This is a genomic window from Trueperaceae bacterium, assembly GCA_031581195.1.
Taxonomy (GTDB): Bacteria; Deinococcota; Deinococci; order Deinococcales; family Trueperaceae; genus SLSQ01.
The window spans coordinates 3,760-16,618 of the sequence record JAVLCF010000051.1 but is presented as its reverse complement, the minus strand read 5'-3'; the positions used below and the strand labels follow the sequence as shown (position 1 = coordinate 16,618).

11 protein-coding genes are annotated in these 12,859 nt (G+C 73.9%); 3 read left to right on the top strand and 8 right to left on the bottom strand.

Annotation, left to right across the window (positions count from 1 at the left end; genetic code table 11):
* The 8 genes from RI554_06360 to RI554_06325 all read right to left on the bottom strand — a co-directional run.
* The coding region (locus RI554_06360) for a TolC family protein (protein MDR9391635.1) at positions 1–1,514 on the bottom strand (1,514 nt) is incomplete at its 3' end.
* Positions 1,511–2,809 (bottom strand): ABC transporter permease, encoded by a 1,299-nt coding sequence (locus tag RI554_06355; GenBank protein ID MDR9391634.1) that lies wholly within the window; start codon positions 2,807–2,809, stop codon positions 1,511–1,513. The genes RI554_06355 and RI554_06360, both read right to left, overlap by 4 nt.
* Positions 2,806–3,579 carry an ABC transporter ATP-binding protein gene (locus RI554_06350; protein MDR9391633.1) on the bottom strand — a complete coding sequence of 258 codons (774 nt, stop codon included), beginning with the start codon at positions 3,577–3,579 and terminating at the stop codon, positions 2,806–2,808. Before RI554_06350 ends, RI554_06355 begins: the two co-directional genes overlap by 4 nt.
* Positions 3,576–4,961 carry an efflux RND transporter periplasmic adaptor subunit gene (locus tag RI554_06345; GenBank protein ID MDR9391632.1) on the bottom strand — a complete coding sequence of 462 codons (1,386 nt, stop codon included), beginning with the start codon at positions 4,959–4,961 and terminating at the stop codon, positions 3,576–3,578. Before RI554_06345 ends, RI554_06350 begins: the two co-directional genes overlap by 4 nt.
* A 165-nt stretch (positions 4,962–5,126) precedes the next feature.
* Positions 5,127–5,723 (bottom strand): NAD(P)-binding domain-containing protein, encoded by a 597-nt coding sequence (locus RI554_06340; GenBank protein MDR9391631.1) that lies wholly within the window; start codon positions 5,721–5,723, stop codon positions 5,127–5,129.
* Between the two features lie 79 nt (positions 5,724–5,802).
* A complete protein-coding gene (locus tag RI554_06335; GenBank protein ID MDR9391630.1) occupies positions 5,803–6,960 on the bottom strand; it encodes an FAD-dependent oxidoreductase in 1,158 nt (385 codons plus the stop codon).
* A gap of 1,005 nt (positions 6,961–7,965) precedes the next feature.
* Positions 7,966–8,184, bottom strand: coding sequence for a hypothetical protein (locus RI554_06330; protein MDR9391629.1), 219 nt, complete (start codon positions 8,182–8,184; stop codon positions 7,966–7,968).
* Between the two features lies 1 nt (position 8,185).
* Complete coding sequence (locus RI554_06325) at positions 8,186–8,662, bottom strand: hypothetical protein (protein MDR9391628.1); 477 nt, start codon at positions 8,660–8,662, stop codon at positions 8,186–8,188.
* Positions 8,663–8,737: 75 nt separating this feature from the next.
* On the opposite strand from RI554_06325, the gene RI554_06320 reads away from it, so the two are divergent.
* The 3 genes from RI554_06320 to RI554_06310 form a co-directional block, all read left to right on the top strand.
* The gene (locus RI554_06320) at positions 8,738–10,252 is read left to right on the top strand and encodes an invasin domain 3-containing protein (GenBank protein ID MDR9391627.1); all 1,515 of its coding nucleotides are present in this window, start codon (positions 8,738–8,740) and stop codon (positions 10,250–10,252) included.
* Positions 10,253–10,257: 5 nt separating this feature from the next.
* A complete protein-coding gene (locus RI554_06315) occupies positions 10,258–10,494 on the top strand; it encodes a hypothetical protein (protein ID MDR9391626.1) in 237 nt (78 codons plus the stop codon).
* A gap of 327 nt (positions 10,495–10,821) precedes the next feature.
* A partial coding sequence (locus RI554_06310; GenBank protein ID MDR9391625.1) for a hypothetical protein occupies positions 10,822–12,859 on the top strand: 2,038 nt, incomplete at its 3' end.

The following is a 12,859-nucleotide window of genomic DNA, read 5'->3' as shown; positions in this document are numbered from 1 at the left end:
CGTCGAGGACCGCCTCGTCGCGGGGGACGGCGAGGCGAACCGCGGTCGCGAGGTCGAGCGGGGCGGCGTCCTGCGCCGTCGCCACCGGCGCGACGAGCAGGGGAACGAGGAGGACGAGGGGGGCGAGCCGGGAGCGAAGCGCGGACGTCGTCATTCCAGGACCTCCGTCGGGTCGAGGGCGAGGGCGGCGGCGAGGGCCAGCACCGCTTCACGGTACGCGTCGTCTGCGGTCGCGACGGCGTGCTCGGCGCTCGCCAGGGCGCGGCGGGCGTCGTCCGCGTCGAGCGGAGCGGCCTCGCCGCGGCGCGGTCGCGGTCGGCCTTGGCGAAGGCGAGGGCGTCGGCGCTCGCCCGGACGGCGCGAACCCGCGCCGCGATCTCCGCCGCGGCGGCGTCGCGGGCGCGTTCCAGCGCGTCGCGAGCCCGGTCGAGCGACGCCTCGAGGCGCGCCTCGGTGGGTCCGGCGGCGGGGTCGAGGGGCACGCTCGCGCCCAGCGTCGCGGAGAACGACCCGCCGCCGGCCCCGGCGTCGGACCCGAACGTCGCGGTCCCGCCGACCGACGGGGTGCGTTGGCGGCTGTCGATCGACAGGTCGAGGGCGAGGGCGGCGTCGTCGCCGGCGCCGCCGGTGAGGCCCAGCGACGCCGTGGCGCGCGGCGCCGCGTCGCGGCGGGCGGCGTCGAGGGTGCGTCGGGCCTCGTCGACGGCGTTGCGGGCGCGGACGAGGTCGGGACGGTCGGTGGGCGGCTCGGCCGTCCCGTCGAGGGCGGCGGCCAGCGGGGCCTCGAGGGCGGCCGGCGCGGGGACGCTCGGGAGGGGCCCCGCCACCCGGGTCACGGGCGTCCCGAGGAACTGCGCGAGGGTGTCGCGGGCGGCGTCCACGTCGCGTTCGGCGGCGCGGAGGTCCTGCGCGGCGCGCTGTGCGGCGGCGTCGGCGGCGCGCACCTGCGCGTCGCTCGCCGCGCCCGCCTCCGCCCGCTCGCGCCACGCCGCGAGGCGGGCGTCGGCGGCGTCGCGGTCGGCGCTGCGGAGACGGACGACGTGCTGCGCGCGGAGGAGGTCGGCGAAGGACGCCGCGAGGTCCACCGTCGCGGTGCGGCGCGCGGCCGCCGCGTCGGCGCGGGCGGCGTTCAGGTCCGCCTCCGCGCGGGCGACGGCGTCGCCCGTCGCGCCCGCCCCGAACCCCGTCCAGGTGCCGGACGCCCCGACGCTGCCGCGAAGCGTCGCGTCGCGCGCGTCGTCGAACGGCGCGTCGCGCGAGACCGAGGCGTCCACCGAGCCGCTCCACGGGGCGCGGGCGGCGGCGAGGGCGCGTTCGGCGCCCCGCACCGCCGCGCGGGCGTCGGCGACGTCGGGGGCGCCCTCCAGCCGCGCGAGGGCGGCGCCCCAGGTGAGGGGCGCCTCGGTCTGCGCCAGGACGGGAGCGCTAGCTGCCAGGACGGCGAACAGGACGGCGAACGGGGCGGCGGCGCGGAGGCCGAGGGTGCGACGGGGGCGCTGGGGAGCGGCGCTCATTCGTGCCTCAACGACGCGACGGGGTCGAGGCGGGCGGCGCGGCGGGCGGGGTAGAACCCGAAGAACACGCCGACCGCGGCGGCGAAGGCGAACGCCACGAGGATGCTCGAGACGGTCGGGATGGCGTTCAGGCCGAACAGCGGCAGCAGACCGAGCGCCAGGCCGAGGCCCACCGCCACGCCGAGCACCCCCCCGCCGACGCTGAGGAACACCGACTCGGCGAGGAACTGCCCGAGGACGTCGCGCGGCTTCGCGCCGAGCGCCTTGCGGAGACCGATTTCGCGGGTCCGTTCGGTGACGGACACCAACATGATGTTCATGATGCCGATCCCTCCCACCAGCAGGCTGATCCCGGCGATCGCACCGAGGAACAGCGTCAGGGTCGCGGTGATCTGGTTGAGGCTGTCGAGCGTGTCCGCCTGGTTCTGGATCTCGAAGTCGTAGTCGGCGGGGTCGGGCGTGCCGTGCTGCTGCGCCATCAGGACCTCGAGGTCGCGCTTGAGGGGCGCCAGGGCGTCGGCGTCGGTCGCCGCGACGTACACCGCGTCGACGCCGGTGTCCCCGATCGCGTCGGGGCCCTGGATGCGCGTCAGGAACGTCGGGAGCGGCACGACGGCGCTGTCGTCGAGGCTGAAGAACGAATCCCCTTTCGGCTCGACGACCCCGACGATCGTGAAGCGCACGCCGTTCACCGTGACCTCCGCCCCGACCGCCCGCTCGGGCGCCCCGAACAGGTCCTCCGCGACGCCGTGACCGAGCACGATCACGCGGTTGGCGCGCTCGACGTCGAGGGGACTGAAGAAGGTCCCGTAGGCGGTGTCGGCGTTGCGGACGGTCGCGAAGTCCGCCCAACTGCCGGTCACCTGGACCGGTAGGTTCTCGCGGCCGACCTTCAGCGTCGCGCCCGCCGCGACGGTCGGCGCGACCCCGGCGACGCGGGGGTCGCCGGACGCGCGGATCGCGCGGGCGTCCTCGAGCGTGACGGTCTGCGTCCCGCCGCTGCGGACGAGGCCGATGCCGCGCCCGTCGGTCTGCGCCCGGACGGTCAGGAGGTTCGTGCCGAGGCTCTGCAGGTTGGCGGTGATGTCGGCGGTGACGCCCGCCCCGACCGAGGTGAGGGCGACGACGGAGGCGACCCCGATCACGATGCCGAGGGTCGTGAGGAGCGAACGGACGACGTTCGTCGTGAGGCCGCGCCCGGCGACCCGCGCGATCTCCAACGGCCCCAAGCCGCGGCGCCGGCGGCGGGCGGGGAGGGCGGGCAGCCGGGCCGTGCCGGCGGCCTCCGAGGTCACGCCGCCACCCCCTCGCCGCGTGCGGGGGCGGCGCCGTCCAGGCGGGCGCGCACCGGGTCGGGCAGGACCGGGTCGTGGCGTTCGTCGTCGCCCAACTCCCCGTCGAGGAGGTGCAGGGTGCGGCCGGTCTGCGCCGCGATGTCGCGCTCGTGCGTCACGACCATCACGGTCGAGCCCTCCGCGTTCAGGCGGTGGAACAACGCCATGATCTCGTGCCCGGTCTGCGAATCGAGGTTGCCGGTCGGTTCGTCCGCCAGCAGCAGGTCGGGGTCCATCGCCAGCGCCCGGGCGACGGCGGCGCGTTGCTTCTGGCCGCCGGAGATGCGGTTCGGGTGGGCGTCGGTCTTGTCGCCCAACCCCACGCGCTCGAGCAGGATGCGGGCGCGATCGCGCCGCACGCCGGCGGGGACGCCGGCGTACACCATCGGCATCGCGACGTTCTCGAGGAGGCTCACGCGCGGCAGCAGGTGGAACGCCTGGAAGACGAAGCCGACGCGTTCGTTGCGGGCTTCGGCGCGCTCGTTCTCGGTGAGGTCGGCGACGTCGCGGCCCCCGAGCCGGTAGCGCCCCTCGGTGGGTCGGTCGAGGAGCCCGAGGATGTTCATCAACGTGCTCTTGCCGGAGCCGCTGGGGCCCATCAACGCCACCATCTCGCCGGGGTGCACGTCGAACGACACGCCCTTCAGGGCCTCGAACGTGCCGCCCCCCACCTCGTAGGCCTTATGCAGGTCGCGGACGTGGAGGACCGCCTCGGGCGCGTCCGCGCTCACGGGCGGCCCCCGGGCGGGCCCTGCCCCGGAACGCCGCCGCCCATCCCACCCCCCGGACCGCTGCGCGGCGTGGCGTCGGTCGCGGCGTCGCGCGCCGCGGTGGCGAGCAGCTCGTCGCCGTCCGCCAGGTCGCCGGTCACGACCGCGTCGAAGCCGAGGGCGTCGACGAGGCGCACGCGGACCGGTTCGGTGGCGCCGTCCGCCGTGACGCGCTGCACGATCCGCACCGCCGGGTCGCGCGCGTCGGGGGGCGTGGCGAGGGCGGCGAGGGGGACGGTGGCGGTCGCCTCGTAGCGGGAGGTGGTGATCTCCGCCTCGGCCGTCATCCCGGGACGCAGCGTCCGGTCGGCGTTGTCGACCGCGACGGTGACCTCGAAGACGGGGATGTTGCTGACGATGCGGCCGACCGGAGCGACCCCGACGACCTCGCCCCCGACGTCGGCGTCGGGGAGGGCGTCGAGGGTCAGGGTGGCGCTCTGGCCGACCGTCACCTGCGCGATTTCGGTCTCGTCGATCTCGACCGGCAACTCGAGCGTCGCGTCGTCGACGACCGTCAACAGCGTGCCGTCCTGCACCACCGTCGCGCCGGTCTGCACGGCGTGCGCCGCGACGACGCCGGCGAACGAGGCGGTGGTGGTCGCCGCCGCGCGGTCGTCGCGGGCGTCCTCGAGCGCCGTTTCGGCGTCCTGGATGGCGAGGTCGGCGGCGCGGAGGTCCTCGGCGTCGCGCGTCGCGCGCAGGTCGCGCGACTCCTCGAGGCGGGCGAGGTCGGCCTCGGCGTCGGCGAGCGCGTCGGCGGCGTCCGTACGCGCCGCGCGGGCGTCCTCGAGGGTCGTGCGGCTGGCCGCGCCGAGCTCCACGAGGCGCTCCTGCAGGGCGAGGTCCGTCTCGGCGTCGTCGAGGGCGATGCGCGCGTCCTCGACCGCGGCGTCGGCCCGCTCGATGCTGCGCTCGAGCTCGGCGCGGGCGTCGCGTTGGTTCGCGACGAGGGCGGTCCGCGAGGATTCGGCGGACGCGAGCGCGCTCTCCGCGTCGGCGATGGCGCGTTCGAACGGCTCCGGGTCGAGGCGGGCGAGGACGTCGCCCGGCGCGACGCGGGTGCCGACGTCGGCGAGCTCGACGACGGTGCCGCGGGTTTCGGCGACGAAGTCGACGCTGCGGCCCGGCTCGAGCGTGCCGGCGCCGACGACCGTCACGGCGTGCGGGGCGAGCGTGACCGTGACGGGGGCGGGGGCGGCGTCGGCGGCGTCCGTCGCGGCGGCGCCGCTGCGGCCGACGAACCCCCACCAGACCCCACCCGCCGCGGCGGCGAGGAGGGCGAGGACGACGAGGACGCGGACCGCGCCGGCGCCGGTGCGGGACCGCGCGGGCGAGACCGTCACCGCAGCGCTCCGAACGGGGGCTCGCCGGAACGTGGCTCGCCGAGCGGTGGACGGACGGCGTCGATAGGGGGGTGGGGTATGCGCATCATCCGATCAGCCTACCGCTCCTCCATGGGAGACGCATGCCCTGGGGATGGGAACGATGAGCGCGGGGTGCGCCGGCGCTCAGGTCACGACGTCCCACAGGAAGCGCCGGCCCAACGTCCTCGACCAGGCGGTCCACACCCCAGCGAGCCGCTCGAGCGACGCCGCCATGGCGAGGCCGCCGACGTGCAGGGGCGTCAGCCCCAGGTCCGCCGCGAGGCGGCTGGCGACGGCGACGGCGTCGTCGTCGTTGCCGGCGATCGGCATCGTGCCGGTCGCCTCGCCCGCCGCAGCGCGACGCAGCGCGTCGACGCCGACGACGTTGAAGGCCTTCACGACGCGCGCTCCGCGCGCCCCGCGCTGCAGCGCCTCGGCGACGGAGGTGCCGTCGGGGCGCGCGTCGTTGCTGGCGTCGATGAGGATGGTCCCGTGCCACGGGCCGAGCGCCGCCACGACCTCGTCGGCGACCGGGCCGGGCAGCGCCACCAGCACGACCTCCGCGGCGTCCTTCGCCCCCTGCAGGGTGGCGGTGCGGGCGTGCGGCGTGTCGACCAACAGCGGATCCAGGCGCGCGTCGCGTGGGTCGCGGGCCCCGTACACGATCTCGTGCCCCATCGCCCCCCAGGCCGTGCCCAGGGTCCCGCCCAGTCGTCCGCTGCCCACGATGCCGATCCGCATGCCGCCGCCTCCTTCCCGCCACGGTAGACGCGCGAGGCGGTCCGCCGGAGGTCAGATGCCGCAGGGTCGGCGCGGCCGGTCAGACGATGTGCGTCTCCCGCCCCCCGCGCCCCCGTTCGCGGAACCGGGCGTGGCGGAGCGACGCCACGTCGAGGGTGTGGGCGGCGCCGTCGACCGCCTCCTCGGCGATCAGGCGCGCGACCATCGCGGCGTGCTGCACGCCGTGCCCGGAGAAGCCGGCGGCGTCGATCCATCCGTCCGCATCCGGGTGCCGGCCGAGGATCGCGTCGTGGTCGGGCGTGACCTCGTAGTAGCCCCACCAGCTCGCGGCCCGGTCGAGGCCGACGGTCGCCATCCAGGGGAAGCGCGGCAGGGCGGCCTCGAGGGTCGTCTCCAGCCACGCCCAGTCCATGCCCTCCACGAACCCCGGGGCCTGGTTTGGGTCGCTGCGCCCGAACAGCACGCGCTCGCCCTCCCCCCGCAGGTAGGTGCCGGTCGCGACGTCCACCGTCAACGGGTACGGGTGCGGCGTCTCGACGGGGCCGGTCGCGAAGATCATGCGGCGCACCGGCTCCACCGGCAGCGTCAGGCCGGCGGCGGCGGCCACGCCGCCGGCCCACGCGCCGGCGGCGTTCACGACCAGGGGTGCCTCGAACGTCGCGGCGTGCGCGTGCGCGGACGTCGTCAGCCGCCACGTCCCCGCCGCGTGCGCGGCGGCCTCCACTCGGGTGCGGAGGTGCACCGTCGCGCCCGCCTGCCTCGCGAGATGCAGGTACCCGCGCGTCAGGAGGTGCGGATCGACGACGCCGTCGATGGGGCCGTACGTCGCGGCGTGCACGCCGGTCGCGTCGAACGGCGTGTGGGCCTGCGCCGCCTCCGGGTCGAGCACCTCGACCGGCGCGCCCGCCGCCCGCTGGACCTCCACGGCGCGGGCGTGCGCCGGCCAGGCGTCCTCGGGCACGAGGAACAGGTAGCCCTGCGGCCGGTAGCCCGACGGGAGGCCGTGCTCGGCCTCGAACGTGCGGTACGCCTCGATGCCGGCCAACGACAGCCGGACGTTCAGGTCGCTGGAGAACTGCACCCGGACGCCGGCGGCGCTGCGGCCGGTCGAGCCGGTCGCGGGCGCCTCCGCCGCCTCGAGGATCCGGACCGACAGGCCGCGTTCCGCCAGGCGGTAGGCGATCGCCGCGCCGACGATGCCCGCCCCGATCACCACCGCGTCGCTCACCGTGTCCATGCGCGACGCTAGCATGCGTGCACGACGTCCCCGCGCGCCGCACGGCGCGCGGGCGTGGAGGGGAGCTCACCGCCATGAAGCCCTGCATGATGTGCAACCACCCGTGCCCCAACACCCCCTGCGGCGTGAAGGCGCCCTGCCCGAACTGCGGGTGGCCGTACCCGCACGGGAGCTGCGCGGACTGAGCGGAGGCGGCGCGCCCGTCACGGCCGACATGCCTGCCACCGTCGTGATGCGTACGCGCGAACGGATATGGCGTGTCGGTTTCGCAGCAGCGACGAAACACGTGCAGAACGCATCCTAGGTAAACTCTCTCGAGCGTCGGCATCCGTTCGAACCGTCACGTGTGTAACAACACGGAGGGTACTCACGGTCGCCGACCGAGAGGAGACCGATGCGCCCTCAGGTCCAACCGCACCCTCGCCCCCGCACGACGTACGCCCTCCATCGGTGGCTCGCCCCCGTGTTCTTCGCCCTCGCTTCGTTCGGGCTCGCGCACGAGTGCCCCGGTGTGACGTTCGGCGGGGGGTCGGGAACGCCGGACGATCCATACCTGCTCGCGACGACGGCCCATTTCGTGTCCTGGTCCGATCATTTCGCGACCTCCACCTCGGAGAACTGTGCGCAGGCCAGCTTCCGGATGCAGGACGACGTCGACTTGGCGGGTGTCGAATGGGTGCCCATCGGATCGGGAACGTATTGGTTCGGTGGGGTGCTCGATGGGAATGGCCACACCATCCACAACTTCGCTCTCAGTACGACGGACGACTTCGTCGGCTTCTTCCAAGGGGTGTCAAGGGGGGCGGAGGTTCGCGACGTTCGGTTCCATGACGCGACCGTACGTGCGAGCGACGCCGCCGGAATCGTCGCCGGCACCCTCGCAGGAACCATTACGGACGTCCACGTTTCGGGGGCGGAAGTGAGCGTCGATGGGTATCGCACCGGAGGCCTCGTGTCCGAAGTCTCCGGTGGTGCGCTTCGGAACGTGTCCTATCGCGGCACGGTTCATGGAGCTTCGGCGACGACGAGCGGACGCACCGGAGGCCTCGTGTCGGCGCTCTTCGCCGACCCCAATGACGCGTCACGGCGACCGATGATCTCGGATTTCTTCGTATCCGTCGACGCGAGTGGCGGGGCGTCGGTCGGCGGCGTGGCTGGCACACTCAAGGACGGCACGATCGAGCGTGGCCGGATCGTCGACAGCACCATCTCGTCGACCTCCACCTCAGGCTTGATCGGGGTCGGAGGGGTCGTGGGCGTCTCGTTGGACGCCGGCGAAGCCGTCGTGCGGAGTGTCGACGTCGATGCCGAGGTACAGGGGAGTGAGGGCGTGGCTGGGGTCGTCGGATTCGTCCAGTCTGGGAGTCCGCTCGAGGTATCGGACGTGACGGTCGAGGGACGGTTCCAGGGGACGGAGGAGGTGGGCGGCGTCGTTGGTCACATGGTCGAGGGGACGGTCCACGACGTGTTCGTTTCGGCGACGGTCGTCGCGGACCAGGACGCCGGCGGCTTCGGCGGGAGCGTGGCCAACGCCGATCTTTCCCGCCTTCGTGTTCGGGCAACCGTCGATGGCGCCACTTCTGGACTGGGTGGCTTCATCGGCGATCTGTCGGGGGCCGCCGCCGTCGAGGATGTGATCGTCGAGGGGCAGGTCACAGGCACGAAGAGCGTCGGTGGCCTGGTGGGGCGTACCGCATCCCAAGGGGGATCGAACCCCACTCTACGTCGCGTCGTGTCACATGCCACCGTCAGTGCATCCGAGTCTTGGGTCGGTGCGGTGACGGGCTACGCGATGAACGCCGACTACGAGGACGTCTTCGTCGACCTGAGTGCCAGTGGGCAGGAGAACCTCACGGGCGTGAACAACTCGCCGGAGGGAATCGAAGACGTGTCGATGGAGGCGCTCAAGCGGTACGACACCTATCGGTCTCGCGATTGGCCCATCGCCAATGGTGTTCCCGCCACCCGCGGGGCACCGGACGCGGTGTGGCGTACCTGTGCCGATGCGTACCCCACCCTCGTGGATCTCGGCCCGTCGACTCCTTGCGACCCCGTCGACACCGGCCTGACGTTCGCCCTCGACGGTGCGTCGGGGGAGCTGCTGCGCCACGTGCCCTTCGACGTCACGCTCACCCTTCGCGACGACGCGGGCCCCGTGACCGACGGTCTGCTGGACTCCACGATCGTCCTGTCCGCGACCGGCGGGGAGGTCCCCGGAACGCTGTTCGTCGCGGGGGAGGACCCGGAGGCGCTCCCCACCGCGACGCTTCCCGCCGGCGCCTCGTCGGTGACGTTCGAGAACGTCGTCGCCACGGGCCTCAGCGCGGACGCGGGCGGCGACGTCCGGCTCGTCGCGACGGGAACGAGCGGAACCGCCGACGGCGTCACCGCCACCGCCGGCCCCGCCTCGATCCGCGACGTGACGATGGAGGTCACGGCGAGCCCGACGTCGATCCGCGCCGACGGGTCGGAGGCGGCCCCGATCCGCGTACGCCTCGCGGCGGTGGCGGACGACGCCGGCGTCGCGGGCGAGACGATGACGTTCGCCACCGACCTCGGGACGTTCACGGAGGGCGGTGCGCCGGTCGGGACGACGGTCACGGAGGAGACCGACGCCGACGGCGTCGCCACCGCCCGCCTCGTCGCGGACGGCGACGCGGGCACCGCGAGCGTCACCGTGCGTTGTCCCGGCGCCTGCCCGAAGACGGTCACCGTCGAGATGGTCGGGGACGCGACGTCGATTCGGGCCGTGCCCGGCGACGGCAAGGCGTGGGTGTACGTCGGCTCGCTCGGGGCGGACGTCGTCAACCTCGAGGTCGATCGCGGGGAGGGGTTCGACGCGCTCGACCCGCCGTCGACCGCCTCCCCCGTCCGCCTGGAGGGCCTGACGAACGGCGAGACGTACGACGTCCGCGTGCGCGGCCGCACGGAGGGGGGTGGGGTGCTGCCCCCCTCCGACGCGGTCTCCGTGACGCCGGGCCCGGTCGCCGTGCCCGCCGCGCCGGTCGACGTCGCGGGGGACGCGATCGCGGTCGGCACCGCCGAACGCCGCCCCGACGGGCGCGTCGCGCTGCCGCTCACCCTCACGCTGACGAACGACACGCAGGAGGCGTGGACGGATCTGTGGATCGCGGCGCCCGATGCCGGCAACGCCTGGCGCATCGACCGCGCCGAGATCGAGCCCGGACGCGCGGTCCGCGACGGCGACCGCTGGAACCTGCGGTTCGACGACACGCCGCTCGCTCCGAACGCGACGGCGACCGTGACGTTCACGCTGCTGGAGAGGGAGTGAGACCCGTGCCCGCGCCGACACCGATGCACCACCACGCCCGCCGTACGCCCCTCGCGATTGCGCTCCTGCTCGCGCTCGCGGGGACGTTGGCCGGCTGCCAGTCCGGGGGAGGCGGCGCGCCCACCCCGGCGACGGAGGCCGGCACCGTGACGCTGTGCAGCGCCACGGTGCCGGAGCCCGACGCGGCGGAGGAGGCCTGTCAGGAGGTGCCGTTCACCTACGAGGTGCCCCCAACGCCGTGAGGGCGTGCGGTGGCGGGAGGAGGGGACGCGCACCGTGGAGGGTGGCAGGGTTCGGCCGGGACGGGTCGCATTCGGCCGAACGCGACCGAACCGAGCCCTCAGGCCGTTGAGGTGCGCAACCTTCGTGTCGTAGAGTCGTTGCGAATCGGGCCCCGTGGGGCCGGATTCATGTCGGCGCCGCGATGCGTCGCTCTGCCCTGTGCGCCACCCATCATCCGACTCGGGAGGCCCGTCATGCCACCATCTCCGACATTCCGTTCGTTTCACCTCCGCCGACCCCGGATTGCATTCGTTGCACGCGTCTGGTTCGTCGGTGTCGCCGCACTGATGGGGATCGCATCCGCCTGCTCGCTGCCGAGCGCCACCGACGACGCCGGCGCCTACGCCGTCGTCTCGCGGGGCGACCTGCAGGCGATCGGCGCCCCCTGCCCCATGGATGGGCGTTACCACCTCGAGGCCGACGTCGACCTCTCGGACATCTCGGCCTCCGACTGGGCGCCGATCGGGTGGCCGGCGACGTCCTTCAACGGCGTCCTGGACGGCCGCGGGCACGCCATCAAGAACCTCACGATCGTCTCCGAGGTCGTGTCGGGGACGACCCCGCAGAACGTCGTTTCGGCCGTCGGTCTGTTCTACGCCCTGGACGGCGCAGCCGTCCGGTCGCTCGAGGTGCGCGACGTGCGGATCAGCGATACGGAGTCCAACGCCGGCGTCATGGGCGCCCTCGCGGGGCGCGTCGTCGGGACGCAGACCACCACCCTCTCGGGCGTCGACGTTCGAAACGTCACGGCCGAGGGCGACGTCGACGTCGGGGGGCTCGTGGGACGGGTCGACGGGCCGCTCGACGTGCGTGGCGGGTCCGTGCACGACGCCGAACTTCGTGTCGGGGACGACCACGTGGGCGGGCTGGTCGGCTTTTCGGTCGCGGACCTGAGCGTGACCGACGTGCGCGTGAGCGGCGTCGACGCCCGTGCGGTCAAAGACTACGCCGGCGGCCTCGTCGGGAACGCCTTCGACGGCGCCGTCACGATCCTGGGGACGAGCGTGTCCGGGGTCGTCGAGGTGGCGGACGACACCGCGGGCGGCTTCTTGGGCATGTTCGGGGACGCCGCCGGGACGGGGACCGACGACCTACGGATCCTCGGCGCGACGGTGGACGCGACCGTGTCGGCCTCCGACGTCGAGGCCGGCGGCCTCGTGGGCGAGGCGACCGGCAAGATCGTCGACGTCGGGAACGTCACCCTGAAGGGGATCATCTTCGCGGGGAACGAGGAGGCGGGGGGCGCCTTCGGAGACCTGGAGGCCTCCGAGCGGGCCGACCTGCAGACCGTCACCCTCACCGCCGACGTGTTCGGCGGGGGCGACGTCGGAGGTCTCGTGGGTCGCGGTGCCAACACGCTGTTCGTGCGGAGTGCGCGTCTCGAGGGGGACGTCACGGGCACGAAGAACGACGTCGGCGGGATCGTCGGACTCTTCAGAGACGGCACGTTCGTCGAGGTGACGGGCACCGTGTTCGCCGGCATGCAGGTGACGGGGGATGGCAGCGTCGGGGGCATCCTCGGGGACGTCGAGGCTGCGACCGTGAGCCTCGTCGACGTTCGAACGGACGCGCCGCTCACCGTCCGCGGGACGACCGACAGCGATACCGGCGGGCACGTCGGGGGGCTCGTCGGATTTTCACCGGAGGATGCCGAGCTCTCCGACACGGACTTTCGCATCCGCGACGTCGACGTCGAGGTCGACGTCGAGGCGTGGGAGGAGGTCGGCGGCCTCGTGGGCCTCGCGGCCGCCGATGGCGCAACGCACGAGGTGCGCGACGTGGTCGTGCGGGGCCGCGTCGTCGGCACCGACGAAGGCATCAACGCCGAGGTCGGGGGTCTATTCGGGGAGGCCGACGGCCTCACGACGATCGTGGACGCCATCGTCCACGCCGACGTCACTTCGGAGGGCGAAGACCGGGTCGGTGGCCTCATCGGCTTTGCGCAGGGGGTCGACGCGACGAACGTCCGCGTGACCGGCTCGATCCAGGGTGGGGAGGACGACGTCGGGGGGGTTCTGGGGGATACGCCCGGCACCGGGAGCGGCACGGCGGTCACGCTCACCGACGTCCGCGTCGAGGGTGCGGTCACCGGCCGGCTCGACGTCGGCGGCATCGTGGGCGACGTCGGCGTCCCGATCGACCTTACGCGGGTCTCCGTCACGGGCGACGTGGACGGGGATGACGACGTCGGGGGTCTCATCGGCGATTCCAACGACGTGGTGAGCATCGAGGAAGCCGCCGTCGAGGCTGTGATCAACGCGGATGACGATGTCGGGGGTCTCATCGGCGATTCCAACGACGTGGTGAGCATCGAGGAAGCCGCCG